The sequence below is a fragment of the Pantoea sp. Cy-640 genome (assembly GCF_011752635.1).
GTDB classification, from domain to species: Bacteria; Pseudomonadota; Gammaproteobacteria; order Enterobacterales; family Enterobacteriaceae; genus Pantoea; species Pantoea dispersa.
Map to the genome: position 1 here is coordinate 84,021 of NZ_VWXB01000006.1, position 25,894 is coordinate 109,914.

Sequence of the window (25,894 nt, forward strand, 5' to 3'; positions counted from 1 at the left end):
AGTGGTCCAGCCGGGCCGTCCCGCTTCCGCCATCAGGCGGGGCGCGCCATTTGGCTTAAGTTTCGCCTGCTTGATAAGCCAGCGGCCGCGCTCAGCAGCATAAAATATCGCGTTTTCGCCGCTGACTGCGTCTCCGCGCTCGGAACAGTGCTAGTGCGCGCGCAAAATAAGGCCAGTGTTAAATAAAGTGATTTAAATCAGTCAGTAAACTCCCCTTTCCTCTGCGCAAATGATCTCCGAAACTGCATCGGTACCTGCTTACTGAGTTCATGTGGAGAAGAAAGATGAAAAAAACCGTTGTTCTGCTGAGCGCTCTGGTACTCACCAGCCTCACACAGGTTCAGGCCGCTACGCCAGCGGGCGAAGCCGCCGGCGCGCAGGCGTCGACCACGGCCAAAGGTAATTCCGATGCTATCGGCATCGGTGCGGTGGGTGCCCTGCTCGGCGTCGCGCTGGCCACCATGGGCGGCGGCGATCACGGCGGCAGCAGCACCTCAACGACCACGGCGACCACGCCGGGCAAATAACGCTTATCTGGCGCGGCAAGGCTGCGGCGCTTCCCCCTCTTATACTGCCAGCCCTTTCGCCAGCGGAGAATAAGTTGCGCCCCGGCTTGTTTCACCAGGCCATTACTCTCCGCCTCTTTTTTCCTCACTTTCCGTGACGTACTCAATGCGGTTCACAAACCATACCTTCTGTCCTTCCGGCGTGTTTACCGTCACCTCGTCATCCACCTCTTTTTTGATCAGCGCGCGCGCCATCGGCGAGTCGATGGAGATGTACTCTTTCACCGTATCGCCATAGATCTCGTCCGGTCCGACGATGCGAAAACGCTTCACGTCGCCCTGCTCATTCTCTACTTCCACCCAGGCACCGAAGAACACTTTGCCCTCCTGCTGCGGCGCATAATCAACAATTTTCAGCTCGGCGAGGCATTTACGCAGATAGCGCACGCGCCGATCGATCTGGCGCAGCAGGCGCTTGTTATAGGTGTAATCGGCGTTTTCAGAGCGATCCCCCAGGCTGGCAGCCCAGGAGACAATGCGGGTGATTTCCGGCCGCTTCTCATTCCACAGATGGTCGTGCTCAGCACGCAGCTTGTTATAGCCTTCGCGGGTAATCAGTTGGGTTTTCATCGCTTCACTCGTGGTTACAGCCCTGTTCACTGCACAGAGGCTATCACAAAGCCTTACCTGCCCGGACAGGCACCCAGCGTCTTTTTCATCAGGCGCACATAATCGGCGACCAGGCCGGGCGTCCAGGTCATGATTTCTGCCCGTTCGCGCAGCACGCAGGCGCCCCAGAATGCCGGCTGCAGCAGCAGCGCAAACACCTGCTGCAGCCGCTGACCGTAATAGCCTTCAAACGCCACGTCCAGCGCATCCACCACGGTGGTCGAACAGTTTTTTGCCGTCAGATTATACAGGCTGTCACCACGGTTGGCCTGCCAGTAGCTGGCGAGCGCCTGCCCATTGTAGTGCTGAAAACTGAAGGTTAAATCCGGGCTGCGCCAGTCGGCAATCTCTGCCGCCAGCGAGGGGAGAAAACGGCCGGGGCGATCGTTAATCTGTCCGGCCAGCAGCAGACGCGGCAGCTCGTGCGGTTGCGGATCGATCTCCTGCTGCGGATAAAGGCTGATGTAGCCGCGCTCGCCAAAGCTCAGTGCCGCGTGGCCGGTACAAAAGTGCCCTTCACCGTTAATCACGCCGATGTAACGGTCAATCACATAGCGCTTCGGCTGTTGACTGGCTTCAGACTGCGCCTGCCAGACGTGGACACAGAGAGGAAATGCCGCGGCGACCGGCGGAAAGCGGGCCTGCTGCCACGGCCGGAGCCGCGCGATATGATGATGGCCGCGACAAAACCACGGCAGCAGCGTAACGGACTGACCCGCCGGCAGGCGCTGCCACTGGCGCCAGACGCGCCATACCGTCAGGCTGAACGACAGCAGCAACAGTACCAGCCAGCTGCCCAGCAACAGGCAGGTATGCAGGTTGTCATTGAAAAACAGCACCACGCTCAGCACCATCTCGCCGCAGCCCAGCATAAAATGTCGCACCCAGCGCTGGCGCTGAATCAGCGCCGCGCTCAGGCAGCGAAACAGGCCGTTAAACAACAGGCAGATTTCCATCACCGTCAGCAGCAGTTTCTTCAGCTGCCTTTCGTCACCGTGCCACAGCGCGCCGGCCAGCAGCGTACCGACAAAAATCAGGGAAAACAGCAAATTGAGCCAGCGCTGCAGCGACACCTCGCCGCTCAGCAGGTTAAACAGCAGCGACAGCGACAGTAAGAGCGCCAGCACCTGTAGCGACAGATTGATATGCCCATCGACCAGCACGTCCGCCACGATCATGCCTGCCAGCAGGACGCCGCACAGCGCCAGGCCATAAATCAGCAGACGATAACGCACCAGCAGCTCGCGTCCGGCCAGCAGCAGCAGTAATTTGATCATTGCTTCACCCTCCTTCCGTGGTTTGCCGCGGATTATAGGGCAGAGGCGGGGCGAGCCTGGCAGCAACCGGCACGCCATTGCGCTGGGGTTTAACACATAGGTGGCTAAGTTTCTCTGAGTTGCGCGCTGCATTCAGAAAAAGACGGATTCACCGGTCAGCGGCTGGCAATTTGCGGCCTCAGTCCGTATAACTGTCCCCTATTTCTAACCCTGTGTAAGCAAGACCGTTACTGATGATGAAAGATTCGCTGAGCCAGATTATCGCAGGTGAGCTGAAGGCACGCGCCGACCAGGTTGACGCCGCCATTCGCTTGCTGGATGAAGGGAACACCGTGCCGTTTATCGCACGTTACCGTAAGGAAGTGACCGGCGGGCTGGATGATACCCAGCTGCGTACGCTGGAGAGCCGTCTCGGCTATCTGCGTGAGCTGGAGGAACGCCGCCAGTCGATTCTGAAATCCATTGATGACCAGGGCAAACTGACGCCGGAATTAGCCACTGCCATCAACGGCACGCTGAACAAAACCGAGCTGGAAGATCTCTATCTGCCTTATAAGCAGAAGCGCCGCACGCGCGGGCAGATCGCTATCGAAGCCGGGCTGGAACCGCTGGCTGAGACGCTGTGGAACGATGCATCTCAGGATCCCGAGCAGCTGGCAGCGCGTTATGTCGACGCGGACAAAGGCGTCGCCGATGTGCGTGCCGCACTGGATGGCGCACGCTATATCCTGATGGAGCGCTTCGCCGAAGACGCCACGCTGCTGGCGAAAGTGCGTGAATACCTGTGGAAGAACGCCCATCTGGTTGCGCGCGTGGTGGAAGGCAAAGAGGAAGAAGGCGCTAAATTCCGCGACTACTTCGATCATCACGAAGCGCTGAGCAGCGTGCCGTCGCACCGCGCGCTGGCCATGTTCCGTGGCCGTAACGAAGGCATTTTACAGCTGTCGCTCAACGCCGATCCGCAGTTTGATGAAGCGCCGCGCGAAAGCTACGGTGAAACGCTGATCGCCGACCACCTTGGCCTGCGCCTGAACAACGCACCGGCCGACAGCTGGCGCAAAGCCGTGGTCAGCTGGACCTGGCGCATCAAGGTCCTGCTGCACCTCGAAACCGAACTGATGGGCACCATCCGCGAACGGGCGGAAGACGAAGCGATCAACGTGTTTGCCCGTAATCTGCACGATCTGCTGATGGCGGCTCCCGCCGGCATGCGCGCCACCATGGGTCTCGATCCTGGCCTGCGCACCGGGGTCAAAGTGGCGGTGGTCGATGCCACCGGCAAGCTGGTCGCGACCGATACCATCTATCCGCATACCGGCCAGGCGGCCAAAGCCGCAACCTCGGTGGCGGCACTGTGCGCGAAACATCAGGTTGAACTGGTGGCGATCGGCAACGGCACCGCTTCACGTGAAACCGAGCGTTTCTTCCTCGACGTACAGAAGCAGTTCCCGCAAATCAAAGCGCAAAAAGTGATTGTCAGTGAGGCCGGAGCATCGGTCTATTCCGCTTCCGAACTGGCGGCGCAGGAGTTCCCCGATCTCGACGTTTCGCTGCGCGGTGCGGTGTCTATCGCCCGTCGTCTGCAGGATCCGCTGGCAGAGCTGGTCAAAATTGACCCGAAATCGATTGGCGTTGGCCAGTATCAGCACGATGTCAGCCAGAGCCAGCTGGCGAAAAAACTCGATGCGGTGGTGGAAGATTGTGTGAACGCCGTGGGCGTCGATCTGAATACCGCTTCGGTGGCGCTGCTGACGCGCGTCGCCGGCCTGACGCGCATGATGGCGCAGAACATTGTCAGCTGGCGTGACGAAAACGGCCGTTTCCAGAACCGCCAGCAGCTGCTGAAGGTGAGCCGCCTTGGGCCGAAAGCCTTTGAACAGTGCGCCGGCTTCCTGCGCATCAACCACGGCGATAATCCGCTGGATGCCTCAACGGTGCATCCGGAGGCCTACCCGCTGGTGGAGCGCATTCTCGCCGCCACGGAACAGGCGCTGAATGAACTGATGGGCAATCCGGGTAGCCTGCGCGACCTGAATGCGCGCGACTTCACCGATGAGCGTTTCGGGCTGCCGACCGTCACCGATATCATCAAAGAGCTGGAGAAACCGGGCCGCGATCCGCGTCCGGAGTTCAAAACCGCGCAGTTTGCCGAAGGCGTGGAGACGCTCAACGACCTGCTGCCGGGCATGGTGCTGGAAGGTGCGGTGACCAACGTGACCAACTTCGGCGCGTTCGTCGATATCGGCGTGCATCAGGACGGCCTGGTGCACATCTCTTCGCTGTCGGACAAATTCGTAGACGATCCGCATCAGGTGGTGAAAGCCGGCGATATCGTCAAAGTGAAGGTGATGGAAGTCGATCTGCAGCGTAAGCGTATCGCATTGACCATGCGTCTGGATGAGCAGCCGGGTGAAAGCAACGCGCGCAGCGGCGGCAACCGCGGCGCAGGCAAAGAGGCCGCGCGGCCGGCCGCCGGTGCCAAAGGCCGCGGCAAACCTGCCAGCAGCAGCGTCGGTAACAGTGCGATGGGCGATGCGCTGGCGGCCGCGTTTGGGAAGAAACGCTAAGCGGCGCGCGAGTACAGGAGGTTGATAAATTGTCCTGGCGGACTACGCTGAAAAAACCGTGTGAAAAAATGACCTTCCGCGTAACCCGGCGATCCGATGGACATTATCAACTTCCTGCTCGATGAGATTTATGAAGGTAGCTTCCCCGTCGCGGCGCGCGAGCGCCTGCTTTCGCACATCCGCGCGGCGCGCGACACGGTAAAACTGCCGCGTAAAGCGCACTGGGATGAAAAAGATGTGGTGCTGATCAGTTACGCCGACCAGTTCCGCGAACCCGAGCAGCCCACGCTCGCCAGCTTTACGCGCTTTTATCAGCAGCATCTGCAGTCCACCTTCAGCCTGGTGCATCTGCTGCCATTTTTCCCCTATTCATCCGACGATGGCTTCTCGGTTATCGATTATCACCAGGTAAATCCGATCTGCGGTGACTGGCGGCACATCACGGCGCTGCACAGCGAAACCCGGCTGATGTTCGATTTCGTCTGTAACCACATGTCGGCGCACAGCGCATGGTTTCGCCACTTTCTGGCGCAGGATGCCGGCTGGGACGACTTCTTTATCAGCATGCCGCCTGCCACCGATCTTAGCGCCGTGACGCGCCCGCGCACCTCACCGCTGCTGACGCCGTTTACCCTCGCTAACGGCGACACGCACTTTATCTGGACCACCTTCAGCGCCGACCAAATCGATCTCAACTTCGCCAATCCGCAGGTGCTGATCCGCATGGTGGGCGTGCTGCTGGATTATCTCAACAAAGGCGCGGATTACGTGCGGCTGGACGCGGTGGGCTACATGTGGAAAACGCCGGGCACACGCTGTATCCATCTGACCAAAACCCATCAGCTGGTGAAGCTGTTTCGCGCCATCGCCAACGAAGTCGCGCCAGGTACGGTGATCGTGACCGAAACCAACGTGCCGCATCAGGATAACATCAGCTATTTCGGCAACGGCCACGACGAAGCGCAGATGGTTTACCAGTTTTCGCTGCCACCGCTGGTGCTGCACGCCATTCACTCCGGCTCGGCGCGCGCGCTGCGCCAGTGGGCCAGCACGCTTGAGCCCGGTGATGGCGGCACCACCTTCTTCAATTTTCTCGCCTCGCACGACGGCATTGGCCTCAATCCGGCACGCGGCATTTTGTCGGAAGTCGAGATTGTGGCGCTGGTGCGTGAACTGGCGCTGGAGGGCGCGCTGGTCTCCTATAAAAACAACCCGGACGGCAGCACCAGCCCGTATGAAATCAACGTAACGTATCTGGATGCGCTCAATCACCAGACCGACGATGACGACACGCGCCTGCGTCGCTTCCTGCTGGCGCACGCGATTCTGCTGGCCTTTCCCGGCGTGCCCGCCATCTATATTCAAAGTATTCTCGGCTCGCGCAATGACAACGAGGGCGTGCGCGCTGCCGGGCACAACCGCGCCATCAACCGTGAGAAGTACAGCCTGCGCGATATCGAACAGCAAATCAGCGGCGGCAACCCGCTGCGTCAGCAGGTGTTTGAGCGGCTTAGCGCGCTGATTCAGCTGCGCACCCGGCAGCCGGCGTTCCATCCGGACAATCCAATGACGCTGCTGGAGAGCGACAACGCGGTGCTGCTGCTGCGCCGTCACGCCGCGGACAGCGACGAAGGGTTACTGTGTGTGTTCAATCTCAGCAGCCGCGAGATCAGCACAGCGCTGCCGCAGGCGCGCCCTTTTCAGGATGTGATCAGCGGGCAGCGCGTGGATGGCAGCCAGCCGCTGGTGCTGGCCGCCTGGCAGTTTATGTGGCTGCGTGGATGAACTGCTGCACCTGCTGGCAGAACGCCTCCGGGTGCGAAATAAACGGCGCGTGCGCGGCCTTCGCGATGACAACCGACTGCGAATGCGGCCAGCGCGCATCCAGCTGCGGCGCAATGCGGCGCGGCACCAGGCCATCAAGCGCGCCATAGATACGCAGGAACGGCAGCGTCAGCCCATCCAGTGCGCTGCGCAAATCATCGTGGCGCAGAATGTTCAATCCCCCTTCCAGTACCGCCACTGACGGCATCGGCTGCGACAGCACTACCTCTTTCAGCTGGCGCGCATCCTGACGCGCATTTTCCGTCCCCATAGTTTGCAGCGCGAGAAAACGCTCCACGGTGCGCTGGAAATCGCTGCTCAGCTGCTGCTGGAACGTCGCCAGCGTCTCAGGCTGGATGCCGGGCCATTCATCCCGGGCGGTAAAGCACGGCGACGACGCCACGCTAATCAATGCCGCCACGCGATCGGGCTGGCTCAGCGCCAGCTGGCTGGCCACTAAACCGCCCAGCGACCAGCCGAGCAGCACGGCGCGCGCTGGCAACTGCGGTAATAGCTGCTGCGCCATCTGCGCCAGGCTCAGCGGCCCAAATCCCTGGCTGCGACCAAATCCCGGCAGGTCCACCAGGTGCAGACGAAAATGCGGGCTGAGTCGCGGAACAATGTGTTGCCACACTTCGGCGTTCAGTCCCCAGCCGTGCAGCAGCACAAGATCGCGATCGCCTGTGCCTGTGGTGTGCCAGTAAAGCGAACTCATCGGTTACACTCCCGAAAAGTGAAAAGGAGGTCGCTATGCTAGCAATCCCGGCCCTGTGTTGGCTATGCCGTCTGCCGCTGCGTATCGCCCGGCACGGCCTGTGCAGCGTATGTCTGCGTCAGCTACCGGCGCTGCCGGCGCTCTGCCCCTGCTGCGGACTGCCGGCCAGCGGCGATCAGCCGTGCGGACGCTGCCTGCGCCGGCCGCCGCCGTGGCAGGCGCTTACTTGTGTGAGTGATTATGTGCCGCCGCTGAGCGAATGGGTGCAGCAGCTCAAATTCTCGCGCGCAACCGCACTCAGGGTGATGCTGGCGCGGCTGCTTTTGTTAAAATTATTAACAAAGCGCCGCCAGCAGCCGTTGCCGCGTATCGATCTGGTGCTGAGCGTGCCGCTGCATCACCGCCGCGCGTGGCAGCGTGGTTATAATCAGGCCGCGCTGCTGGCTAAACCGCTGGCGCGCTGGCTTGGCTGTGAATACCGCGAAGGGCTGCGCCGGGTGCGTCACGGCGCGGTGCAGCATGCGCTCAGCGCCCGCGCCCGGAAAAGCAATCTGCGTGGAGCGTTTCGCCTTGAAATGGCGGTGCGCGGACGCCACATCCTGCTTATCGATGATGTGGTGACCACCGGCAGCACGGTGGGGGAAATCAGCCGCTTATTACTGGCGCAGGGCGCGGCCAGCGTACACATAGGATGCCTGTGCCGTACCTTGTAGAGCGTCGGCGTTGGGCGTATTATAACCAGGTATTTTAGTCAACTATTGAGCAATCGCCATGATCCGTATTACTGATACTGCGCAAGAGCACTTCGCAAAACTGCTGTCAAAACAGGAAGATGGCACCCAGATTCGCGTATTCGTTATTAACCCGGGTACGCCAACCGCCGAGTGCGGCGTCTCCTACTGCCCGCCGGATGCGGTCGAAGCCACCGATACCGAACTGAAGTTCGACAAGCTGTCTGCGTATGTCGATGAGCTGAGCGCGCCGTACCTCGAAGATGCGGAGATCGACTTCGTGACCGATAACCTCGGTTCACAGCTGACGCTGAAAGCGCCGAACGCCAAGATGCGTAAAGTGTCGGACGATGCACCGATGGTTGAGCGCGTGGAGTATCTGCTGCAGGCGCAGATCAACCCGCAGCTGGCCAGCCACGGCGGGCGCGTCTCGCTGATGGAAATCACCGACGAGGGCTATGCCATTCTGCAGTTCGGCGGCGGCTGTAACGGTTGCTCGATGATTGACGTGACGCTGAAAGACGGCATCGAGAAAGAGCTGCTGGCCGCCTTCCCGGAACTGAAAGGCGTGCGCGATCTCACCGAGCATCAGCGCGGCGAGCACTCCTACTACTGATAGAAGCTGCGGCAGCCACCCCGGCTGCCGCGTGTTTTACTGCTTCTTACGCCCTTCATTGACGATCGCCAGCAGCCGCTGCACTTTCCGGTAACTAAACAACTTCTCCAATGGTACGCGCAGTTTGCGCCGCCAGTTGGGGTATTCGGCTACCGTGCCCGGCACGTTGACCGGCGTCTCCATTCCCAGCCAGTCCTCCGGCTGCAGCCCCAGCAGGGCGCTGTCGGTAAATGCCAGAAAGAGGTGCACGCCCTGATTCAGCGCGGGCGTCAGCCGCTGACCCGCACTGTTTTTGCTGCGTGCGTGAATCGCCTGCGCCTCGCTCATCGCCTTCAGTAGCGCTTTTCTCTGCCCATCGCGTTCGGCGATGGCCGCGTTCAGCATGCTGCGTCTGGCGAGCAATCCCAGCTGATTGCGCAATTGCAGATCGGCGGCATGCCAGAATCCGCTCAGCGTCGGTAAATCATGGGTACTGGCACTGGCAATCGACTGGCGCGGATAGGCTGCCGGTGGCCGGAACTGCCCCTCCTCCCCGCACTCGAACATCAGCACTTTCCACGAAAAAATGCCGCGGTCGCGCAGCAGGCTGACGATCTCCTGCGGCACGGTGCCGAGATCTTCACCGATCACCATACAGCGCTGACGCTGACTCTCCAGCGCAAGGATCGCCAGCAGGTCGTGCACCGGATAGGCGACATACGCGCCTTTGTCGGCACCTTCGCCATAGGGAATCCACCACAAACGCAGTAGCGCCATAACGTGATCGATGCGCAGCGCCCCGCAGTCGCGCATATTGGCGCGCAGCAGATCGATAAACGGCTGATAGCCCCGCGCGCGCAGCACATGTGGATCGAGCGGCGGCAGCGCCCAGTTCTGCCCGAGCGGGCCAAGCGGATCCGGCGGCGCACCCACCGATGCGCCCAGCTTATACAGCTGCGGATCCTGCCAGGTTTCCGCGCTGTGCTGTGCCACGCCAACCGCCAAATCGCGATATAACCCGACCGCCATCCCCAGCTGCTGGCTACGCTGCCAGCAGGCGGCGAACTGCTGCTGCGCCAGCCACTGCAGCCAGCTCCAGAACAGAATGTCGTCCTCATGCTGCGCGCACCATTGCTGCACCTCCGGCTGCTGCGCCTGCTGCCAGCCTGACGGCCACTTTTCCCAGCCCCACTCATCGGGATGCTGCTGGCTGCGCGCCGCTACGATGGCGTCAAACGCCGCCTGATAGCGCAGCGCATCGCCGCCTTCAGCCAGAAACTGCTGAAACGCCGGCTGTCGGGTCAGCTGCGGCTGTGCGTGCTGCCAGGCAAAACGCAGCGCAGTCAGCTTGAGCGTCGTCACCGCGCGGTAATCAACAAACGCTGCGCTGCGCGCCTGTTTTAGCGCTTTGCGCGTTGGCGCGCTGTGCCACCAGCGCTGGGCGGCTTCACTGTGGGTGAATTCGTCGATTTGATTGATGTCGATGTACAGCACGTTGAGCCAGCGGCGCGAGCTCGGGCTGTACGGGCTGACGTGATCCGGCTGCGCCGGATAGAGCGCATGCAGCGGGTTGAGACCGATAAAATCGCCGCCGTGAGCGGCGACCTGCTCCAGCATCTGCATCAGATCGCCAAAGTCGCCGATGCCCCAGTTACGCGCCGAGCGCAGCGTATAGAGCTGCACCAGCGCGCCCCAGCGCTTCTCCCCCTGCGCCAGCGCTGGCGGCAGATAACAGCGCGCCGGTGCGATGATAATGCGCGTCTGCCACTGCTGGCGTGAAGTGCTCAGCGTGAGCTGATGGTAGCCCTCGGGCAGTTCTGCCGGCAGCGCCAGGCTTTCTCCCGCGCTCAGCGTGCCGTCATAGTGCTGCCCCTGCTCGCTCACCAGCTGCCAGCGGTAGTCGTCGCTACCCTGCGGCGTCAGTTCAGGCAGCCCGGGCGGCGTGAACACCAGTACCGGCGGCAGCGGTGGCGCGTTGCCCGTCGGGGCGTCCATCAGCGCCAGCAGCGCGCGTTTGGTGTCGTCGCTGATGGTCTGTGACTCACCTTTATTGTTGATAAAACTCAGTGCGATACCGGCATCCCGTGCAGCCTGATCCAGTTTCTTCATGGCCATGTCGTCTCCTTCGTTGCCGTGCGCACATTACGCATGCAGCGTCATTTTCCGGCGGCTCAGCGCGCCGCCTGCCAGATACGCTGTTGATAATCGCGAATCGAACGATCGGCACTGAAGCGGCCGGTATGCGCCGTGTTGAGAATCGCCGCTTTGGTCCACGCTTCCGGGTCGCGCCACAGCGCTTCGACGCGCTGCTGCGCCGCGATGTAAGCGGCGAAATCGGCCAGCACCAGCCACGGATCGCCCTGTTTGCTCAGGCTCTCCAGCAGCGGCGCAAATACCTGCCGGTCGCCGTCGCTGAATTTGCCCTTTTCCAGCTCCTTCAGCAAACCGTCGAGATAGCGATCGTGCTTACGCAGTTTCTTCGGACTGTAACCGTCGGCCTTCAGTGCTTTTACCTCATCCACCGTGTTGCCAAAGATAAAGATATTTTTCTCACCGACCGCCTCGGCAATCTCCACGTTAGCCCCGTCCAGCGTGCCAATCGTCAGCGCGCCGTTGAGCGCCAGCTTCATGTTGCCGGTACCGGAGGCTTCGTAGCCGGCCGTGGAGATCTGCTCCGAGAGATCGGCTGCCGGAATCATCAGCTCGGCGGCGGTAATCCGGTAATCCGGCACAAACACGACTTTCAGGCGATCGCCCACCAGCGGGTCGTTGTTGATCACCTCCGCGACTTTATTGATGGCACAGATGATGTTTTTTGCCAGCAAATAGCCGGGCGCCGCCTTGGCACCAAACAGAAAGACGCGCGGCACGAAGTCGGGATTGTCCGGGTTATCGCGCAGCTGGCGATAGCAGTGCAGGATGTGCAGCAGACTGAGATGCTGGCGTTTGTATTCGTGCAGGCGCTTGATCTGCACATCAAACAGCGCGTCAGGATTGATATCGATGCCAGTCACGCGTTTGATGTACACCGTCAGCCGCAGTTTGTTTTGCTGCTTGATGGTGCGGAACTGCTGGCGAAAGCTTTTCTTCTTCGCCAGCGGCGCCAGCCATTCCAGCGCGTCGAGATCGTTGGCCCACTCCACCTGCAGGCTGTCGTCAATCAGCGCGGACAGCAGGGGGTTGCACTGCTTCAGCCAGCGGCGCGGCGTAATGCCGTTGGTGACGTTATGAAACTTGTACGGCCACAGCTGGTGATATTCCGGGAACAGATCGTTAACCACCAGCTGCGAGTGCAGCGCTGCCACACCGTTGACGGCGAAACAGCTCACCACGCACAGATTGGCCATGCGCACTTCGCCGTCGCTCACCACCGCCAGCTTGTGCCAGAGGGCGCTATCATTCGGCCAGCGCTGTTTGACCTGCTGCTTCAGCTGGCGATTGATCTGTTTGATGATTTGCAGATGGCGCGGCAGCAGTTCGCGCAGCAGGCTCGCCGGCCAGCGCTCCAGCGCCTCCGGCATCAGCGTATGGTTGGTATAGGCAAAGGTGCGGCTGGTAATGTGCCAGGCGTCGTCCCAGCTCAGGCCACGCTCATCCAGCAGCAGGCGCAGCAACTCCGGAATAGCGATGGTGGGATGGGTATCGTTGAGCTGAATCACTTCGAAATCCGGCAGCGTATGCAGCGCACGGCCCGCCAGCCGGTGACGACGCAGTATGTCGCTCACCGCGCAGGCGCACTGGAAATACTGCTGCATCAGCCGCAGACGTTTACCTGCCGCATGGTTGTCATTGGGATAGAGCACTTTGGTCAGCTTGTCGGCTTCAATGCCCGGCTGCTCCGCCTGCAGGAACTTCCCGGCGTTAAACAGCGTCAGGTCAAAAGGCTGCGCGCTGGTGGCTTGCCACAGGCGCAGCGGCAGCGTGATGCCGTTGCGATAGCCGATTACCGGCAGATCCCAGGCCTGGCCGATCAGCTGCTGTGCCGGACGCCATTCGACGCTGCCGTCGTCGCGCTTTTTGACCTTACCGCCCAGCCCCACCGGCACGTCCAGCGCCGCGTTGTGGCGGAACCACGGATAGCGATCGCGCTGCCAGTCATCCGGCGCTTCGTGCTGCTGTCCGGCCACAAACGACTGACGAAACAGGCCGTACTGATAGTTGAGGCCGTGCCCCATCGCCGGCTGGCCGACCGTCGCCATCGCATCCATGTAGCAGGCCGCGAGCCGTCCCAGACCGCCGTTGCCCAGCGCCGGATCGACCTCCTCCTCCAGCAGTTCATTCAGCTCAACCTGGTGCTCTGCCAGCGCGGCGGCCACCTCGTTATACCAGCCGAGATTGAGCAGGTTGTTACCGGTCAACCGGCCGGGCAGAAACTCCATCGAGAGATAATTAACGTGGCGCTGAGCGCTTTTCGGCGGCACGGGCGGCTGTGCGGCGAGCAGTTCCATCAGCGCCCGGCTGAGCGCCTGCCACCACTGATGCGGCGTCATCTGCCGGGCGGAAGTCAGTCCGAGCTGCTGCCACTGGCGGGTCAGCGCGGCGTCAAAGCGGGTTTTATTGAATTTTAGCGGCGACATAGTGCATCCCTTTGCATCCGAAACGGTAAACACGGGCAAGCGCAAATCTGAAAGAGTAAGTTAAGCCGGGGACGCTGAAAAAAGCGACTGGGAAATGAAGATGCAGTGAAAAAAGGCGTGCCGCTGCGGCCTGGTCGCCATCAATGGCGACCCTACAATAAGCGCGATGACCTGGTGCCTCACAGGGTGCGCATTGATGCGCACCTGGGAAATCAGCACAGCTCCAGATGGACTTCGTGCTGTTCAATCACCTTCAGTACGCTTAACGGCGGGGTTTGATCGGTATACAGGTAATCAATCAAGCTCATGTTGCCAAGGTTAACCATGGCGTTACGGCCAAACTTCGAGTGATCCACCACCAGCATCACGCAGCGCGAGTTCTCGATAATGGCGCGTTTGGTGCGCACTTCGTGATAGTCGAACTCCAGCAGCGAACCGTCCATATCAATACCGCTGATGCCGAGAATGCCGTAATCGAGCCGGAACTGAGAGATAAAATCGAGCGTGGCTTCCCCCATGATACCGCCGTCGCGCGTGCGCACTTCACCGCCGGCGATGATCACGCGGAAATCCGGCTTGGCCATCAGCAAAATCGCCACGTTGAGGTTGTTGGTGACGATACGCAGATTGTTGTGGTTGAGCAGCGCATGCGCCACCGCTTCCGGCGTGGTGCCGATATCAATAAACAGCGTGGCGCCGTCCGGGATCTGGCTCGCCACGCGCTCGGCGATGCGTGCCTTTTCCGCCGACCACATCATTTTGCGATCCTGCCACGCGGTGTTTTCCGAGCTGGAAGGCAGCGCTGCGCCGCCGTGATGACGCTGAATTTTGTTTTGATCGGCCAGATCGTTCAGATCGCGCCGGATAGTCTGCGGGCTGACCTCAAAGTGATCCACCAGCTCTTCCGTACTGACATACCCCTGACGCCGGACCAGATCGATAATGGCGTCATGACGTTGCGTCTGCTTCACATCTCTCTCCTCGGCTCAAGGCCGTGTTCTTTTTATCCTGCTACTAGCGACGTGCGCGTTTGCGCGTATCAACGAACGCCATTGCCAGCCCCACCAGCAAACCGGTGACGTGCGCAGCGTTCGCGATCGACAGGCCAAAGGCGCCGTACCAGCCAATCACCAGCCATACAATAGCGAAGCCAATCAGGCCGCGCTCGAGATAAATGCCACTTTCGGGATCGCGCTCGCCGCGCAGCCAGCAGTAGCCCATCAGCGCATAGACCACGCCGGACAGCCCGCCAAACAGCACACCGCTGAATTTCGCCTGCATCCAGCCGCTCAGCAGCGCTGAAATCAGCATGATAACGAACAGTTTGCCGCTGCCGAGGCGCTTCTCTACCGCACCGCCGAGATACCACCACCACATCAGGTTGAACAGAATGTGCAGCAGCGAGAAGTGCAGCAGCGCGTGGCTGAACCAGCGCCACACCTGAAAATACTGGGAGGAATCCGCCGGCCAGGCCAGCCAGCTGAGTACCACATCGTCGCCGACAATCTGCATCAGGATAAACACTGCCACGCAGGCGATCATGATGGTCAGCGTGAGCGGGCCCGCGCGTTCGCGAATGTTTGCCCAGATATTGCCACGCTCATAACGCAGACCGCTGTCGGTGGTACCGCTGTGCCAGCTCGCCGCCTGATAGCGTGGATGGTTGGGATCGCGCACGAACTGCGCGAGTTCGTTTTCGACCATCTCCAGCTTGCTGTCGTCATCCAGCACAATGACACAGTGACTTTCGCGCTCAATGCGCAGCGTGACGCCACGCGTCGCCATGTAATCCACAAACGCCTGCGCCATACGCGGCTGGTTAAACTGGGTGATGCGCATCATGCGGTGCTCTCCTTCCTTTAATCGGTCAATCAGAGGCTGCCGGTGGCGACCTGCGTCGGAAACGCCGCGCGCCAGGCATCAAAACCGCCGTCGATGCTGTAGACGTCGCTAAAGCCCTGGCTTAACAGGAACTGCGCCGCGCCTTTACTGCTGTTACCGTGATAGCACATCACCAGCACCGGCTGGTCGTGCCGGGCGCCGGCGATAAACGTCGCCAGGTTGTCATTGGTCAGATGTTGCGCACCGGTGGCGTGGCCCATGGCGAAGCTTTGCGGATCGCGGATGTCTACCAGTTGCGCTCCCTGTGCCAGATGCTCGTTAGCCTGCAGGACATTAATACACTCGAAGGTTTCCATGGGTCTCTCATTACCTCGTCATCAATTGGCGTTAGTTTACCCTGATAAGCCGCCGCTATAACCTGACAAATCCTGTGGATATGTGATTTTTTTCCTGCCGAAATGTTAGCTATATCACGCAAGAATGTTTTTATTGAGTTAAGCGCTGGCGTCAATGTTGGTTTCCGATTATTATTACGCTCGAAAACGAACATTTTAGAACTATTCCGAACATCGGAGGAGATGACGTGGAAACCAAAGACCTGATCGTGATCGGCGGCGGCATCAACGGTGCCGGCATTGCAGTGGATGCTGCAGGACGCGGCCTGTCAGTGCTAATGCTGGAGGCGCGGGATTTGGCCTGTGCAACCTCCTCTGCCAGTTCCAAGCTGATTCACGGTGGCCTGCGCTATCTGGAACATTACGAATTCCGTCTGGTGGGCGAAGCGCTGGCCGAACGTGAAGTGCTGCTGAAAATGGCGCCGCACATCGCCTTCCCGATGCGTTTCCGTCTGCCACACCGCCCGCATCTGCGTCCGGCGTGGATGATCCGCATGGGCCTGTTTATGTACGATCGCCTCGGTAAGCGCACTACGCTGCCAGGCAGTAAAGGTCTGCGTTTTGGCGCGGAATCGGCCCTGAAGCCTGAAATTACGCGCGGTTTCGAATATTCCGACTGCTGGGTAGACGATGCGCGCATGGTGGTGCTTAACGCGCAGGAAGTGGTGAAACAGGGCGGCGAAGTGCGCACCCGCACCCGCGTAACCCGCGCCTGGCGTGAAGCCGGCCTGTGGATGGTGGAAGCGGAAGACGTCGATACCGGCAAAACCTACACCTGGCGCGCCAAAGGGCTGGTTAACGCCGCTGGTCCCTGGGTGAAGCAGTTCTTTGACGATGGCCTGAAGCTGAAATCGCCGTACGGTATTCGCCTGATCAAAGGCAGCCATATCGTGGTGCCGCGCGTGCACACCGAGAAGCAGGCTTACATTCTGCAAAACGAAGATAACCGTATCGTGTTTGTGATTCCGTGGATGGATGAGTTTTCGATCATCGGTACCACCGACGTCGAATACAAAGGCGATCCGAAAAATGTCAAAATCGATGACAATGAAATCAGCTACCTGCTGAAGGTGTATAACGCGCACTTTAAAAAGCAGCTGACCAGTGACGATATCGTCTGGACCTACTCCGGCGTGCGTCCGCTGTGCGATGATGAATCTGATTCACCGCAGGCGATCACCCGTGATTACACGCTGGACGTGCACGACGACAACGGCCAGGCACCACTGCTGTCTGTGTTCGGCGGCAAGCTGACCACCTATCGCAAGCTGGCGGAGCATGCGCTGGAGAAACTGGCGAAATACTACCCCGATGCCGGTCCGGCGTGGACCAAAAACGCCGTGCTGCCAGGCGGTGATTTCTCCGGTACGCGTGAAGATTACGCTGCCAGCCTGCGCCGTCGCTATCCGTTCATCAGCGAAGGCATGGCGCGTCACTTCGCCCGCACCTACGGCAGCCGTACTGAAGTGCTGCTGGAAGGCGCGAAGAGCCGTGAAGATCTGGGTGAAAACTTTGGCCACGAATTCTATGAAGCCGAACTGCGTTACCTGGTGAAACACGAGTGGGTGCGCGAACTGGACGACGCCATCTGGCGCCGTACCAAGCAAGGTATGTGGCTGAGCGAAGCCGAACAGGCGCGCATCCGCGACTGGCTGGCGGAAAACGGCCAGAAACCGGCGCTGTCGCTGGCTTCCTAATCGCCTTAAGCATTGTCCTCAACCCCGCCACCGCGCGGGGTTTTTGTTTTTTCTTTTAGAGCCTTTAATAAAAATGGACCCATCACCTACTATTTTTATGCATTAGGTAATGGATATCAGCGATTAGAAAAAGAGGGCCGTATTTGTTTCAAGCAAATGCAACCCCCTGCTAATTGCCTGGATAAAAATTTACTGATGAAAATTCAGCGGGCGCAGGATGGGGGCGTGATGTTCTCACTGGATACAGTTAATTACACAGTGAATAAAGACAAAGAAATGAGTCAATTGCAGAAGCGTAATTGATACATAGCGCGATAAATCGCGCCGCTACAGTGTGTACGGTTGATAAGAAAAAAGTCACTGCCGCATTTACCGTAGCGGCGCAATTCATTGCGCTAACTGACCGTCAATCTTACAACCCGGCATTGTCACGAATATATTTACGGGCTTTCACCGCATATTCGGAGGGATTAGCGATGGCCGGATCCTGTTCCGCTTCAACCTTAGACAGTCAATAAAGACAATGAAATGAGTCGATTGCAGAAGAGCAATTGATACATAGCGCGATAAATCGCGCCGCTACAGTGTGTGCGGTAGATAATGACGAAAGTCACTGCCGGATTTACCGTAGCGGCGCAATTCATTGCGCTAATTAACACGCAAACTTACAGCCCGGCATTGTCACGAATATATTTACGGGCTTTCACTGCATATTCGAATGGGTTAGCGATGGCCGGATCCTGCTCCGCTTCGACGACCATCCAGCCTTTATAGCCGTAATCATCGAGGATTTTGAATACCGGTTTGAAATCGATCACGCCATCGCCTGGTACGGTGAAGGTGCCTTTTTTCACTCCGTCGAGAAACGACAGCGAGTTTGCGCGCACCTCTGCCACCACGCTGTCACGCACATCCTTCAGATGCACGTGGAAAATACGCGGCAGATGTTGGGTCAGCACATCCAGCATCACCTGCTGTGATCCTTCGGAGTAGTAAATGTGGCCGGTGTCGTACAGCAGACCGACGTTATCGTTGGTCATTGCCATAAAACGGTCGATCTCGGCTGGCGTCTGAATGCCGGTGCCCATGTGATGATGCAGCGTCACGCGCATCCCTTTCTGCGCCGCGATCGCCGCCAGTTCGTTGTAACCTTCTGCCGTCAGGCGCCACTCTTCGTCAGTGAAAACCGGCTTCTGCTCCAGCACCGGCAGCGACGTGCCCTGAATGCTTTTGCTCTGTTCCGAGCAGCCAATCACGCGCGCGCCCATGGCGTGCAGGAAATTCATGTGGTTGATGAACTGATCGATGGTTTTCGCTTTGTCACCGTTGGCAAAAAAGGTACTAAACCAGGCGTTACAAATCTGCATACCGCGGATATCCAGCATCGGCTTCAGCACCGCCGGATCGCGCGGATACTTGCTGCCCACTTCGCTACCGGTGAAACCCGCCAGCGCCATCTCGCTGACCGTTTGCTGGAAAGTATTTTCGCTGCCGAGTTCCGGCATGTCGTCGTTGGTCCAGCCAATCGGCGCAATCGCCAGTTTGACGTTCTCTTGGTTCATTTTCAGCTCCCTGACACAGAGAGGCAGCGGTAATCCGCTGCCGTGGATAGGTTTAGCGCACGCGCCTGATTATTTCAGGTAAAACGCCGGACGCGGCGGCATGGCAACGGGCTCAATCGCGCCGCTGGTTTGCGCCTTCAGGCAGGCATCGGCCGCCACCGACGCGGCAAAGCCATCCCAGGCGGAAGGCCCGCTCAGCTGGCCCGCTTTCACATCATTGATAAACGCCTGCAGCTCAACGTCGTAGGCGTCGATAAAGCGATCTTTCCAGTCGGTCAGCAGCGCGTTGCCAAGGCGGGCATCTTTGCGCATCTGAATCGCCGACGGCTCCGGCAGTCTGGCGATGCCCTCTTCGCCCACCACTTCACACTGAATGTCATAGCCGTACGCGCAGTTCACAAAGATCTCCACATCGATGCGGATGCCCTTCTGCGTTTCAAACAGCACGATTTGCGGATCTTTCAGCTTCGCGTGTGACTTTGAGGTCGTGCGCGGGAACACCACCTGCACGCTTTTGTAATCGTCCTCGGTAAGCCAGCGCAGGACATCCAGCTCGTGAATCAGGGTGTTGGTGATGGCCATGTCGGTGGTGTAATTCTCGCCGACGCTCTGATTACGGTGCGCGCAGTGCAGCATCAGCGGCTCGCCGATGTCACCATCGGTGATCACCTTTTTCAGCGCGCGATAGCCGGCATCATACGGGCGCATAAAGCCCACCTGCACCAGACGTTTGCCGTGCGCGATCTCGGCGTCGACAATGCGACGGCAGCCCTCCGCGCTCAGTGCCAGCGGCTTCTCGCAGAACACCGGTTTCCCGGCGGCAATCGCGGCCAGCGTGAACTCTTCATGCGTCGGGTCCCACGAGGTCACCAGCACGGCATCCACTTCCGGCGAGTTAATCACCTGATGACCATCCTGATACACTTCGGCCTGGATATTCAGCCGCTGCAGCGCCGCGCGCGCCCCTTCCACATTGATGTCTGAAACCGCCACCACTTTTGCGCCCTGCAGCACGTTGTTGCAGCGACGAATATGTTCCTGACCAATTGCGCCGGTACCGATTACACCGAGTTTGAGCGTCATAATTACACCTGTAGAGTCGGATAAGTAGGGTAAAACGGGCCGGGCAGCGCCGGCCTGAAAAGGGTTAGTACTTACGCGCCTGTTGAATATGCTGATTGAGCTTGTCGGCCACCTGCTGCGTCCGCTCTGAGGTGGAAGCCTGCGCCACGCCGACGTGCCACCAGCTGAAGTATTTGTGCACCATGGTTTTCGGCAGCACTTTGATGTCAATCAGGGTCGAAACCGTCTGCTGCTGCGCATCTTCCAGCGCCGCTTTCAGCTGCTCCAGCGTGGTGACACGGTAGGTTTTACAGCCGTAGCCGGCGGCTATCGCCGCGAAATCAACTGGCACGAATCCGCCATCCAGCTTGCCGCCCTGCGGATTACGGAAGCGGAACTCGGTGTTGAAACTGTCCATGCCGTGTTCCATCTGCAGGTTGTTGATGCAGCCATTGGTCATGTTATCCAGCAGGATGACGTTGATTTTCGCCCCTTCCTGAATCGAAGTGACCAGCTCGGAGTGCAGCATCATGAACGAGCCGTCACCCACCATGGCGTAGACTTCGCGCTGCGGCTGTGCCAGCTTCACGCCCAGCGCGGCATTCACTTCGTAACCCATGCACGAATAGCCGTACTCAACGTGATACGCGTTGTAATCTTTGGTGCGCCATACGCGCTGCAGGTCACCCGGCAGACTGCCGGCGGCGGCGACAATCACCGCATCCTTTGGCAGCTGTTCGTTTAAGGTGCCCAGCACGCTGCTCTGCGTCAGCACCGACTTTGTCAAACGCTCAAACTCGGCGAACAGCGCGGTGCGATCGATGTGGTCAGCGATTTCCGGAATAAAGTCGTCGGTGTTGAAAGTGGCGGCGTACACGCGCTGCGTCTCTTTCAGCAGCTTGCTCTGCGCCTGTTCAATCTGACCACCCCAGTGATTCTCAAAGCCGTTCAGTCCGCCTTCCAGCGCGGTTAATCCCTCGCGTGCATCCGCCAGCAGCTGCACGCCATCCAGCTTGTAGCTGTCGAAGTTGTTGACGTTAATATTGAGGTAGCTGATTTCCGGATGCTGGAAAATCCATTTTGAAGCCGTGGTGAAATCGGTATAGCGCGTACCAATACCGATCACCAGATCGGCCTCTTTAGCCAGCAGGTTCGCCGCCAGACAGCCGGTTTCACCCACGCCGCCCACGTTCAGCGGATGGTCGGAAACGATGGTGCCTTTGCCGGCCTGCGTTTCGGCAAACGGAATATTGAAACGCTCGGCAAAGCTCAGCAGCGCCTGACCGGCATCGGAGTATTTCACGCCGCCACCCACTACAATCAGCGGCTTGTGCTTACGCGCAATCAATGCCAGCGCCGCGTCCAGCTGGGCCGCCGTCGGCAGACGCCGGTCAAGCAAATGCACGCGTTTCTGGAAGAAGTATTCCGGGAAATCCCAGGCTTCGCCCTGCACATCCTGCGGCAGCGCCAGCGTTACCGCCCCGGTTTCCGCCGGATCGGTCAGCACGCGCAGCGCATTGATACAGGCGGTCATCAGCTGTTCCGGACGGCTCACGCGGTCCCAGTATTTACTCACTGCGCGGAAGGCATCGTTGGTGCTGATGCTGAGATCGTGACTCTGCTCGATTTGCTGCAGCACCGGGTCCGGCTGGCGCGTGGCGAACACATCGCCCGGCAGCAGCAGCAGTGGAATCCGGTTGGCTGTTGCCGTGGCTGCCGCGGTAATCATGTTGGCGGCACCCGGTCCGACGGAAGAGGTACAGGCAATGATTTGACGGCGCAGCGACTGCCGGGCAAAACCGATGGCAGCGTGCGCCATACCCTGCTCGTTACGGCCCTGATACACCTGTAAATCGCCGCTGTCCTGCTCCAGCGCCTGGCCGAGGCCGAGCACATTGCCGTGGCCGAAAATAGCAAAGATGCCGTGCACGAATTTGGTTTCAACGCCGTCAACGTTCAGGTACTGGTTATCCAGAAATTTCACCAGCGCCTGTGCGGTAGTCAGTCTGATAGTGCCCATATGCTTCTTCCTTTACATGTGGTACCCGCTCAGGGGGTACGACGCGGTTCGGGTCGGCGGTGAAAACGCGCCCGACGCTAAGTGAAACGTGTGGCGATTATAAACAAATGTTTTTTCCATTAAACCTGATTACAGAAGAAACATTTCATTTTGCGATGAAGATCAAATTCGGCGCTGAAACGCGGGCGATGACGGGACGGGATAACAGCAAAGTGAAACAGCCTGCTGTGCCTCAGCCATCATAACGAAATTTCATTTCACGTCAGCAGCTTCCTCTCATCCGTCATCATTTCCTGCGAGCTGGCTCACAAGCCAGAGCACCCGCGAAACGCGCAAGCCGTAAAGGGCGGGAAAGGTAGCGGCACCAGAGTTTTACCTGGCTCACAAAATCGCGATGGATGTTTCATTTCATATTGTATTTGGAATTTTTATTCCTCATACTGCCCACATAGCCAGTCAGGCACCCTGAGACCCCGGAAGCATTGCGCTTGATAGTGGGCGGCAGCGCCCGCCGTGTCTGCTTATCACAGAAGGAAACCATCAGTATGAGTACACAACAGAAGCGGCTTGATGTGATTTGTATTGGACGCATCGCCGTCGATCTTTACGGCCAGCAAATTGGCTCGCGCCTGGAAGATATGACCAGCTTTAACAAATACCTCGGCGGCTCTTCCGGCAACGTAGCCTATGGCACCGCGATTCAGGGGCTGAAGTCGGCGATGCTGGCGCGCGTCGGTGACGAACATAATGGCCGCTTCCTGCGTGAAGAGCTGCAGCGCGTGGGCTGCAATACTGACGGGCTGATCACCGATAAGCAGCGCCTGACCGGGCTGGTGATTCTCGGCATCAAAGACGAAGAGACCTTTCCGCTGATTTTCTATCGCGACAACTGTGCGGATATGGGGCTGGTTCCCGAGGACATTCGCGAAGAGTTCATTACCTCGTCCCGCGCCGTGGCGGTAACCGGCACCCACCTGTCGCATCCGGACACGCGGGCGGCGGTGCTGAAAGCGCTGGATATCGCCCGGCGCAACGGTCTGCGCACCGCGCTGGATATCGATTATCGCCCGGTGCTATGGGGTCTGACCTCACTGGGTGACGGTGAAACACGTTTCATTGAATCCGGCCAGGTGACGCAGCAGCTACAGGAAGTGGTGCACTATTTCGATCTGATTGTTGGAACGGAAGAAGAGTTCCATATCGCCGGTGGCAGTACCGATACGCTGACCGCGCTGAAAAATGTGCGTAAGGCCAGCAGTGCCACGCTGGTCTGCAAACGCGGGCCGCTGGGTTGTGTGGTGTTTGAGGGCGAGATTCCTGATAGCTGGGAACAGACGCGCCTGCACAGCGGCGTGCGCGTTGAGGTGCTCAACGTGCTGGGCGCCGGCGATGCGTTTATGTCGGGCCTGCTGCGCGGCTGGCTCAACGATGAGAGCTGGGAGCAGGCGTGCCGCTACGCCAACGCCTGTGGCGCGCTGGTGGTATCCCGTCACGGCTGTGCGCCGGCGATGCCAACCAAAGAGGAACTGGACGATTTCCTCAGCCGCGATAACGCGGTGAAACGCCCGGATCTGGACGCGCGCCTCAATCATCTGCATCGCGTTACCACGCGTAGGCAGCAGTGGCCCGAGCTGAATGTGTTCGCCTTTGACCACCGTAAACAGCTGGCCGATATGGCGCGCGAAGCGGGTGTCAGTGAGGAGCGCATTCCGCAGCTGAAACTGCTGCTGTTGCAGGCGGCACAGGAGGCGGCTAACGAAGCCGGTCTCAATGAGAAGAGTGGCATCCTGGCGGATACCACATACGGCCAGAAAGCGCTCAACGCCATCACCGGCAAGCACTGGTGGATTGGGCGGCCCATCGAGCTGCCGAGCTCACGCCCGCTGCGTCTTGAGCACGGCAATATTGGCTCTCAGCTGGTGGACTGGCCGGCCGAGCACGTCGTCAAGTGCCTGGTGTTTTACCATCCCCATGACAGTGCTGAACTGCGTAAAGAGCAGGACGAGCTGGTTCTTGACGTGTGGCGCAGCTGTAATAAGAGCGGGCACGAGCTGCTGCTGGAAGTGATTCTGCCGGAGAGCAACCCGGACCGTAACGAGTCCTACTATTACGACATGCTGAGCCACTTCTATAGTCTGGGCGTGCAGCCGGACTGGTGGAAGCTACCACCGCTGACGGCGGAGAGCTGGCAGGCGATCGGCGAGCTGATTGAGCAGCAGGATCCGCACTGTCGCGGCATTCTGTTACTCGGCCTTGATGCGCCGGAAGAGAAGCTGAAAGCCGGCTTCGCCGCCGCTGCTCAGGCGACGTGGGTGAAAGGTTTTGCCGTGGGTCGCACCATTTTTGGCCAGCCGTCACGCCAGTGGCTGAACGGTGAGCTGGATGATAAGGCGCTGATTGAGACCGTGAAAGGCAATTATCTGCGCCTGATTGGCTACTGGCGCGCCGCGCGCGGCTGACGGATTTGAAGAGGATGTACTGAGAAGCGGCCTGACGGGCCGCTTTTTAGTGTGTTGCGCGCGGATGCCCTCACCCCAGCCCTCTCCCACCGGGAGAGGGAGCCGTTCAGGCAGGTCGTTAAGCATTGTGCCAGGCCTGGCAGACCGCTCCGGACTGTCCCCTCTCTCACTGAATGAAGAAGCAAAACCTTGCGACCTGTCTCATAAACCGCTCCGGACTGTTCCCTCTCCCGCCTGCGGGAGAGGGTTAGGGTGAGGGAGCCGTTCAGGCAGGTCGTTAAGCATTGTACCAGGCCTGGCAGACCGATCAGGCCGCTCCGGACTGTTCCCTCTCCCGCGTGCGGGAGAGGGTTAGGGTGAGGGAAAGCCTTCAACCCCCTGAGTTTTGTGAGGCAATTCATAAACCGATGAAATAGCCTTCACGATAGCGTCAAACAAATGAAATTTTCCATCCATCTGGTACTATAGCGCTCATTATCCAGCCATATTTCCTTTTCTGACGGGCCGAAGTAATGACCAATAACCCAACGCAATTAACCTTGTTACAGGACGATATCCGTCGTCGCTACGAGACGCTGAGTAAACGCCTGAAGCAGGTGGCTCGTTATATCCTTGATAACAGCAACAGCATCGCGTTTGATACCGTCGCCTCTATCGCCCAGCAGGCGGATGTTCCGCCCTCCACGCTGATCCGCTTCGCCAACGCGTTCGGCTTTAGCGGCTTCAACGAAATGAAACAGGTCTTTCGTCAGCACCTGATGGAAGAGACCGTGAACTATACCGAACGGGCGCGCCTGTTCCGCCAGACGGCCACCGACGACAGCGCCAGCTCACCGGAGAGCCCGGTGGAGATCCTCAACGTCTTTACCATGGTCAACAGCCAGGCGCTGCAGCAGCTGGCGATGCAGGTGAATCCCGACCAGCTGAACAAAGCGGTGAAGATGCTCAACGAGGCGGAGAACATCTACATCATCGGTCTGCGCCGCTCGTTCAGCGTGGCCTCGTATCTGGTGTATGCGCTGCGCCATCTGGAGCGTCGCGCTTTTCTGATTGATGGCCTGGGCGGCATGTTCACTGAACAGCTCAGCATGGTGAATCCGAAAGACGTGGTCATCGCCATCAGCTACTCGCCGTATGCGCGTGAAGCGGTGGAACTGGTGGAGCTGGGTGCTAAACGTGGCGCGCATCAAATCGCCATCACCGACAGCCAGGTCAGCCCGCTGGCGGCGTTCAGCGATGTCTGTTTTGTGGTGCGCGAAGCGCAGGTAGATGGCTTCCGCTCGCAGGTGGCCTCGCTGTGCCTGGCGCAAACCCTGGCGGTGTCGCTGGCGCTGAATAACAGCAGCAGCGAATAAACCCCGGGTACCGAATGGAACAAAGGCAGCCATCTGGCTGC

General features: G+C 59.2%; 20 protein-coding genes and 1 pseudogene. 9 read left to right on the plus strand and 12 right to left on the minus strand.

Going from position 1 to position 25,894, the window contains the following annotated elements:
- Positions 1–284 precede the first annotated feature (284 nt).
- Positions 285–527: an exopolysaccharide production protein YjbE gene (yjbE, locus tag F3J36_RS16315; RefSeq protein WP_021507409.1), complete on the plus strand. Its 243-nt coding sequence runs from the start codon at positions 285–287 to the stop codon at positions 525–527.
- A gap of 102 nt (positions 528–629) precedes the next feature.
- Here the strand turns inward: yjbE and greB are convergent, their stop codons facing one another.
- Both greB and F3J36_RS16325 read right to left on the minus strand, forming a co-directional pair.
- Positions 630–1,136, minus strand: a complete 507-nt coding sequence (gene greB, locus F3J36_RS16320) for a transcription elongation factor GreB (protein ID WP_021507408.1) — start codon at positions 1,134–1,136, stop codon at positions 630–632.
- Positions 1,137–1,189: 53 nt separating this feature from the next.
- A complete protein-coding gene (locus tag F3J36_RS16325) occupies positions 1,190–2,452 on the minus strand; it encodes a hypothetical protein (protein WP_166720030.1) in 1,263 nt (420 codons plus the stop codon).
- 236 nt (positions 2,453–2,688) lie between these two features.
- Between F3J36_RS16325 and F3J36_RS16330 the strand changes: the two genes are divergently transcribed.
- Both F3J36_RS16330 and F3J36_RS16335 read left to right on the plus strand, forming a co-directional pair.
- Positions 2,689–5,019, plus strand: coding sequence for a Tex family protein (locus F3J36_RS16330; RefSeq protein WP_166720083.1), 2,331 nt, complete (start codon positions 2,689–2,691; stop codon positions 5,017–5,019).
- A gap of 96 nt (positions 5,020–5,115) precedes the next feature.
- Entirely contained in the window at positions 5,116–6,804 is a 1,689-nt protein-coding gene (locus tag F3J36_RS16335; RefSeq protein ID WP_166720031.1) for an alpha-amylase family glycosyl hydrolase, read from the plus strand.
- Here F3J36_RS16335 and bioH read toward each other — a convergent pair.
- On the minus strand, positions 6,785–7,558 hold the full coding sequence (bioH, locus tag F3J36_RS16340) for a pimeloyl-ACP methyl ester esterase BioH (protein ID WP_021507404.1): 774 nt from the start codon (positions 7,556–7,558) through the stop codon (positions 6,785–6,787). The genes F3J36_RS16335 and bioH overlap by 20 nt on opposite strands.
- A gap of 35 nt (positions 7,559–7,593) precedes the next feature.
- On the opposite strand from bioH, the gene gntX reads away from it, so the two are divergent.
- Both gntX and nfuA read left to right on the plus strand, forming a co-directional pair.
- The gene (gene gntX, locus F3J36_RS16345) at positions 7,594–8,271 is read left to right on the plus strand and encodes a DNA utilization protein GntX (protein WP_166720032.1); all 678 of its coding nucleotides are present in this window, start codon (positions 7,594–7,596) and stop codon (positions 8,269–8,271) included.
- 58 nt (positions 8,272–8,329) lie between these two features.
- Positions 8,330–8,905 (plus strand): Fe-S biogenesis protein NfuA, encoded by a 576-nt coding sequence (gene nfuA, locus F3J36_RS16350; RefSeq protein ID WP_021507402.1) that lies wholly within the window; start codon positions 8,330–8,332, stop codon positions 8,903–8,905.
- Positions 8,906–8,941: 36 nt separating this feature from the next.
- On the opposite strand, the gene malQ is transcribed toward nfuA, so the two are convergent.
- From malQ to glpE, 5 genes are all read right to left on the minus strand, one after another.
- Positions 8,942–10,999 (minus strand): 4-alpha-glucanotransferase, encoded by a 2,058-nt coding sequence (gene malQ, locus F3J36_RS16355; RefSeq protein WP_166720033.1) that lies wholly within the window; start codon positions 10,997–10,999, stop codon positions 8,942–8,944.
- A 56-nt stretch (positions 11,000–11,055) separates the two neighbouring features.
- Positions 11,056–13,461, minus strand: a complete 2,406-nt coding sequence (malP, locus tag F3J36_RS16360) for a maltodextrin phosphorylase (protein ID WP_166720034.1) — start codon at positions 13,459–13,461, stop codon at positions 11,056–11,058.
- A gap of 212 nt (positions 13,462–13,673) precedes the next feature.
- Positions 13,674–14,432, minus strand: a complete 759-nt coding sequence (locus tag F3J36_RS16365) for a DeoR/GlpR family transcriptional regulator (protein ID WP_088517920.1) — start codon at positions 14,430–14,432, stop codon at positions 13,674–13,676.
- Between the two features lie 43 nt (positions 14,433–14,475).
- Positions 14,476–15,300, minus strand: a complete 825-nt coding sequence (gene glpG / locus F3J36_RS16370) for a rhomboid family intramembrane serine protease GlpG (RefSeq protein ID WP_088517946.1) — start codon at positions 15,298–15,300, stop codon at positions 14,476–14,478.
- Between the two features lie 32 nt (positions 15,301–15,332).
- Entirely contained in the window at positions 15,333–15,659 is a 327-nt protein-coding gene (gene glpE / locus F3J36_RS16375; RefSeq protein WP_021313438.1) for a thiosulfate sulfurtransferase GlpE, read from the minus strand.
- Positions 15,660–15,886: 227 nt separating this feature from the next.
- Between glpE and glpD the strand changes: the two genes are divergently transcribed.
- Together glpD and F3J36_RS24385 are read left to right on the plus strand one after the other, a co-directional pair.
- A complete protein-coding gene (gene glpD / locus F3J36_RS16380; protein ID WP_058759321.1) occupies positions 15,887–17,395 on the plus strand; it encodes a glycerol-3-phosphate dehydrogenase in 1,509 nt (502 codons plus the stop codon).
- A 12-nt stretch (positions 17,396–17,407) separates the two neighbouring features.
- Positions 17,408–17,698 (plus strand): DUF943 family protein, encoded by a 291-nt coding sequence (locus F3J36_RS24385; RefSeq protein ID WP_166720035.1) that lies wholly within the window; start codon positions 17,408–17,410, stop codon positions 17,696–17,698.
- A 109-nt stretch (positions 17,699–17,807) separates the two neighbouring features.
- Here F3J36_RS24385 and F3J36_RS24235 read toward each other — a convergent pair.
- The 4 genes and pseudogenes from F3J36_RS24235 to iolD all read right to left on the minus strand — a co-directional run.
- A pseudogene (locus tag F3J36_RS24235) lies at positions 17,808–17,897 on the minus strand (hypothetical protein); the annotation flags it as partial.
- Between the two features lie 163 nt (positions 17,898–18,060).
- On the minus strand, positions 18,061–18,957 hold the full coding sequence (gene iolE, locus F3J36_RS16390) for a myo-inosose-2 dehydratase (RefSeq protein WP_058770955.1): 897 nt from the start codon (positions 18,955–18,957) through the stop codon (positions 18,061–18,063).
- A 69-nt stretch (positions 18,958–19,026) separates the two neighbouring features.
- Entirely contained in the window at positions 19,027–20,040 is a 1,014-nt protein-coding gene (locus F3J36_RS16395) for a Gfo/Idh/MocA family protein (protein WP_088516546.1), read from the minus strand.
- A gap of 64 nt (positions 20,041–20,104) precedes the next feature.
- Positions 20,105–22,039 carry a 3D-(3,5/4)-trihydroxycyclohexane-1,2-dione acylhydrolase (decyclizing) gene (gene iolD, locus F3J36_RS16400; protein WP_166720036.1) on the minus strand — a complete coding sequence of 645 codons (1,935 nt, stop codon included), beginning with the start codon at positions 22,037–22,039 and terminating at the stop codon, positions 20,105–20,107.
- Between the two features lie 545 nt (positions 22,040–22,584).
- Here iolD and iolC point away from each other — a divergent pair.
- Complete coding sequence (gene iolC / locus F3J36_RS16405; RefSeq protein ID WP_166720037.1) at positions 22,585–24,498, plus strand: 5-dehydro-2-deoxygluconokinase; 1,914 nt, start codon at positions 22,585–22,587, stop codon at positions 24,496–24,498.
- 512 nt (positions 24,499–25,010) lie between these two features.
- Positions 25,011–25,853: a MurR/RpiR family transcriptional regulator gene (locus F3J36_RS16410; RefSeq protein ID WP_031279682.1), complete on the plus strand. Its 843-nt coding sequence runs from the start codon at positions 25,011–25,013 to the stop codon at positions 25,851–25,853.
- Positions 25,854–25,894: the final 41 nt, after the last annotated feature.

Coding starts and splice junctions, on each gene's coding strand:
- F3J36_RS16330 (WP_166720083.1), top strand. CDS start 2,689: ATGAAAGATTCGCTGAGCCAGATTATCGCAGGTGAGCTGAAGGCACGC.
- iolC (WP_166720037.1), top strand. CDS start 22,585: ATGAGTACACAACAGAAGCGGCTTGATGTGATTTGTATTGGACGCATC.
- glpG (WP_088517946.1), bottom strand. CDS start 15,300: ATGCGCATCACCCAGTTTAACCAGCCGCGTATGGCGCAGGCGTTTGTG.
- iolD (WP_166720036.1), bottom strand. CDS start 22,039: ATGGGCACTATCAGACTGACTACCGCACAGGCGCTGGTGAAATTTCTG.
- greB (WP_021507408.1), bottom strand. CDS start 1,136: ATGAAAACCCAACTGATTACCCGCGAAGGCTATAACAAGCTGCGTGCT.
- malQ (WP_166720033.1), bottom strand. CDS start 10,999: ATGGCCATGAAGAAACTGGATCAGGCTGCACGGGATGCCGGTATCGCA.
- F3J36_RS16335 (WP_166720031.1), top strand. CDS start 5,116: ATGGACATTATCAACTTCCTGCTCGATGAGATTTATGAAGGTAGCTTC.
- F3J36_RS16395 (WP_088516546.1), bottom strand. CDS start 20,040: ATGACGCTCAAACTCGGTGTAATCGGTACCGGCGCAATTGGTCAGGAA.
- F3J36_RS16410 (WP_031279682.1), top strand. CDS start 25,011: ATGACCAATAACCCAACGCAATTAACCTTGTTACAGGACGATATCCGT.
- bioH (WP_021507404.1), bottom strand. CDS start 7,558: ATGAGTTCGCTTTACTGGCACACCACAGGCACAGGCGATCGCGATCTT.
- F3J36_RS16325 (WP_166720030.1), bottom strand. CDS start 2,452: ATGATCAAATTACTGCTGCTGCTGGCCGGACGCGAGCTGCTGGTGCGT.
- nfuA (WP_021507402.1), top strand. CDS start 8,330: ATGATCCGTATTACTGATACTGCGCAAGAGCACTTCGCAAAACTGCTG.
- iolE (WP_058770955.1), bottom strand. CDS start 18,957: ATGAACCAAGAGAACGTCAAACTGGCGATTGCGCCGATTGGCTGGACC.
- yjbE (WP_021507409.1), top strand. CDS start 285: ATGAAAAAAACCGTTGTTCTGCTGAGCGCTCTGGTACTCACCAGCCTC.
- malP (WP_166720034.1), bottom strand. CDS start 13,461: ATGTCGCCGCTAAAATTCAATAAAACCCGCTTTGACGCCGCGCTGACC.
- gntX (WP_166720032.1), top strand. CDS start 7,594: ATGCTAGCAATCCCGGCCCTGTGTTGGCTATGCCGTCTGCCGCTGCGT.
- glpE (WP_021313438.1), bottom strand. CDS start 15,659: ATGGAAACCTTCGAGTGTATTAATGTCCTGCAGGCTAACGAGCATCTG.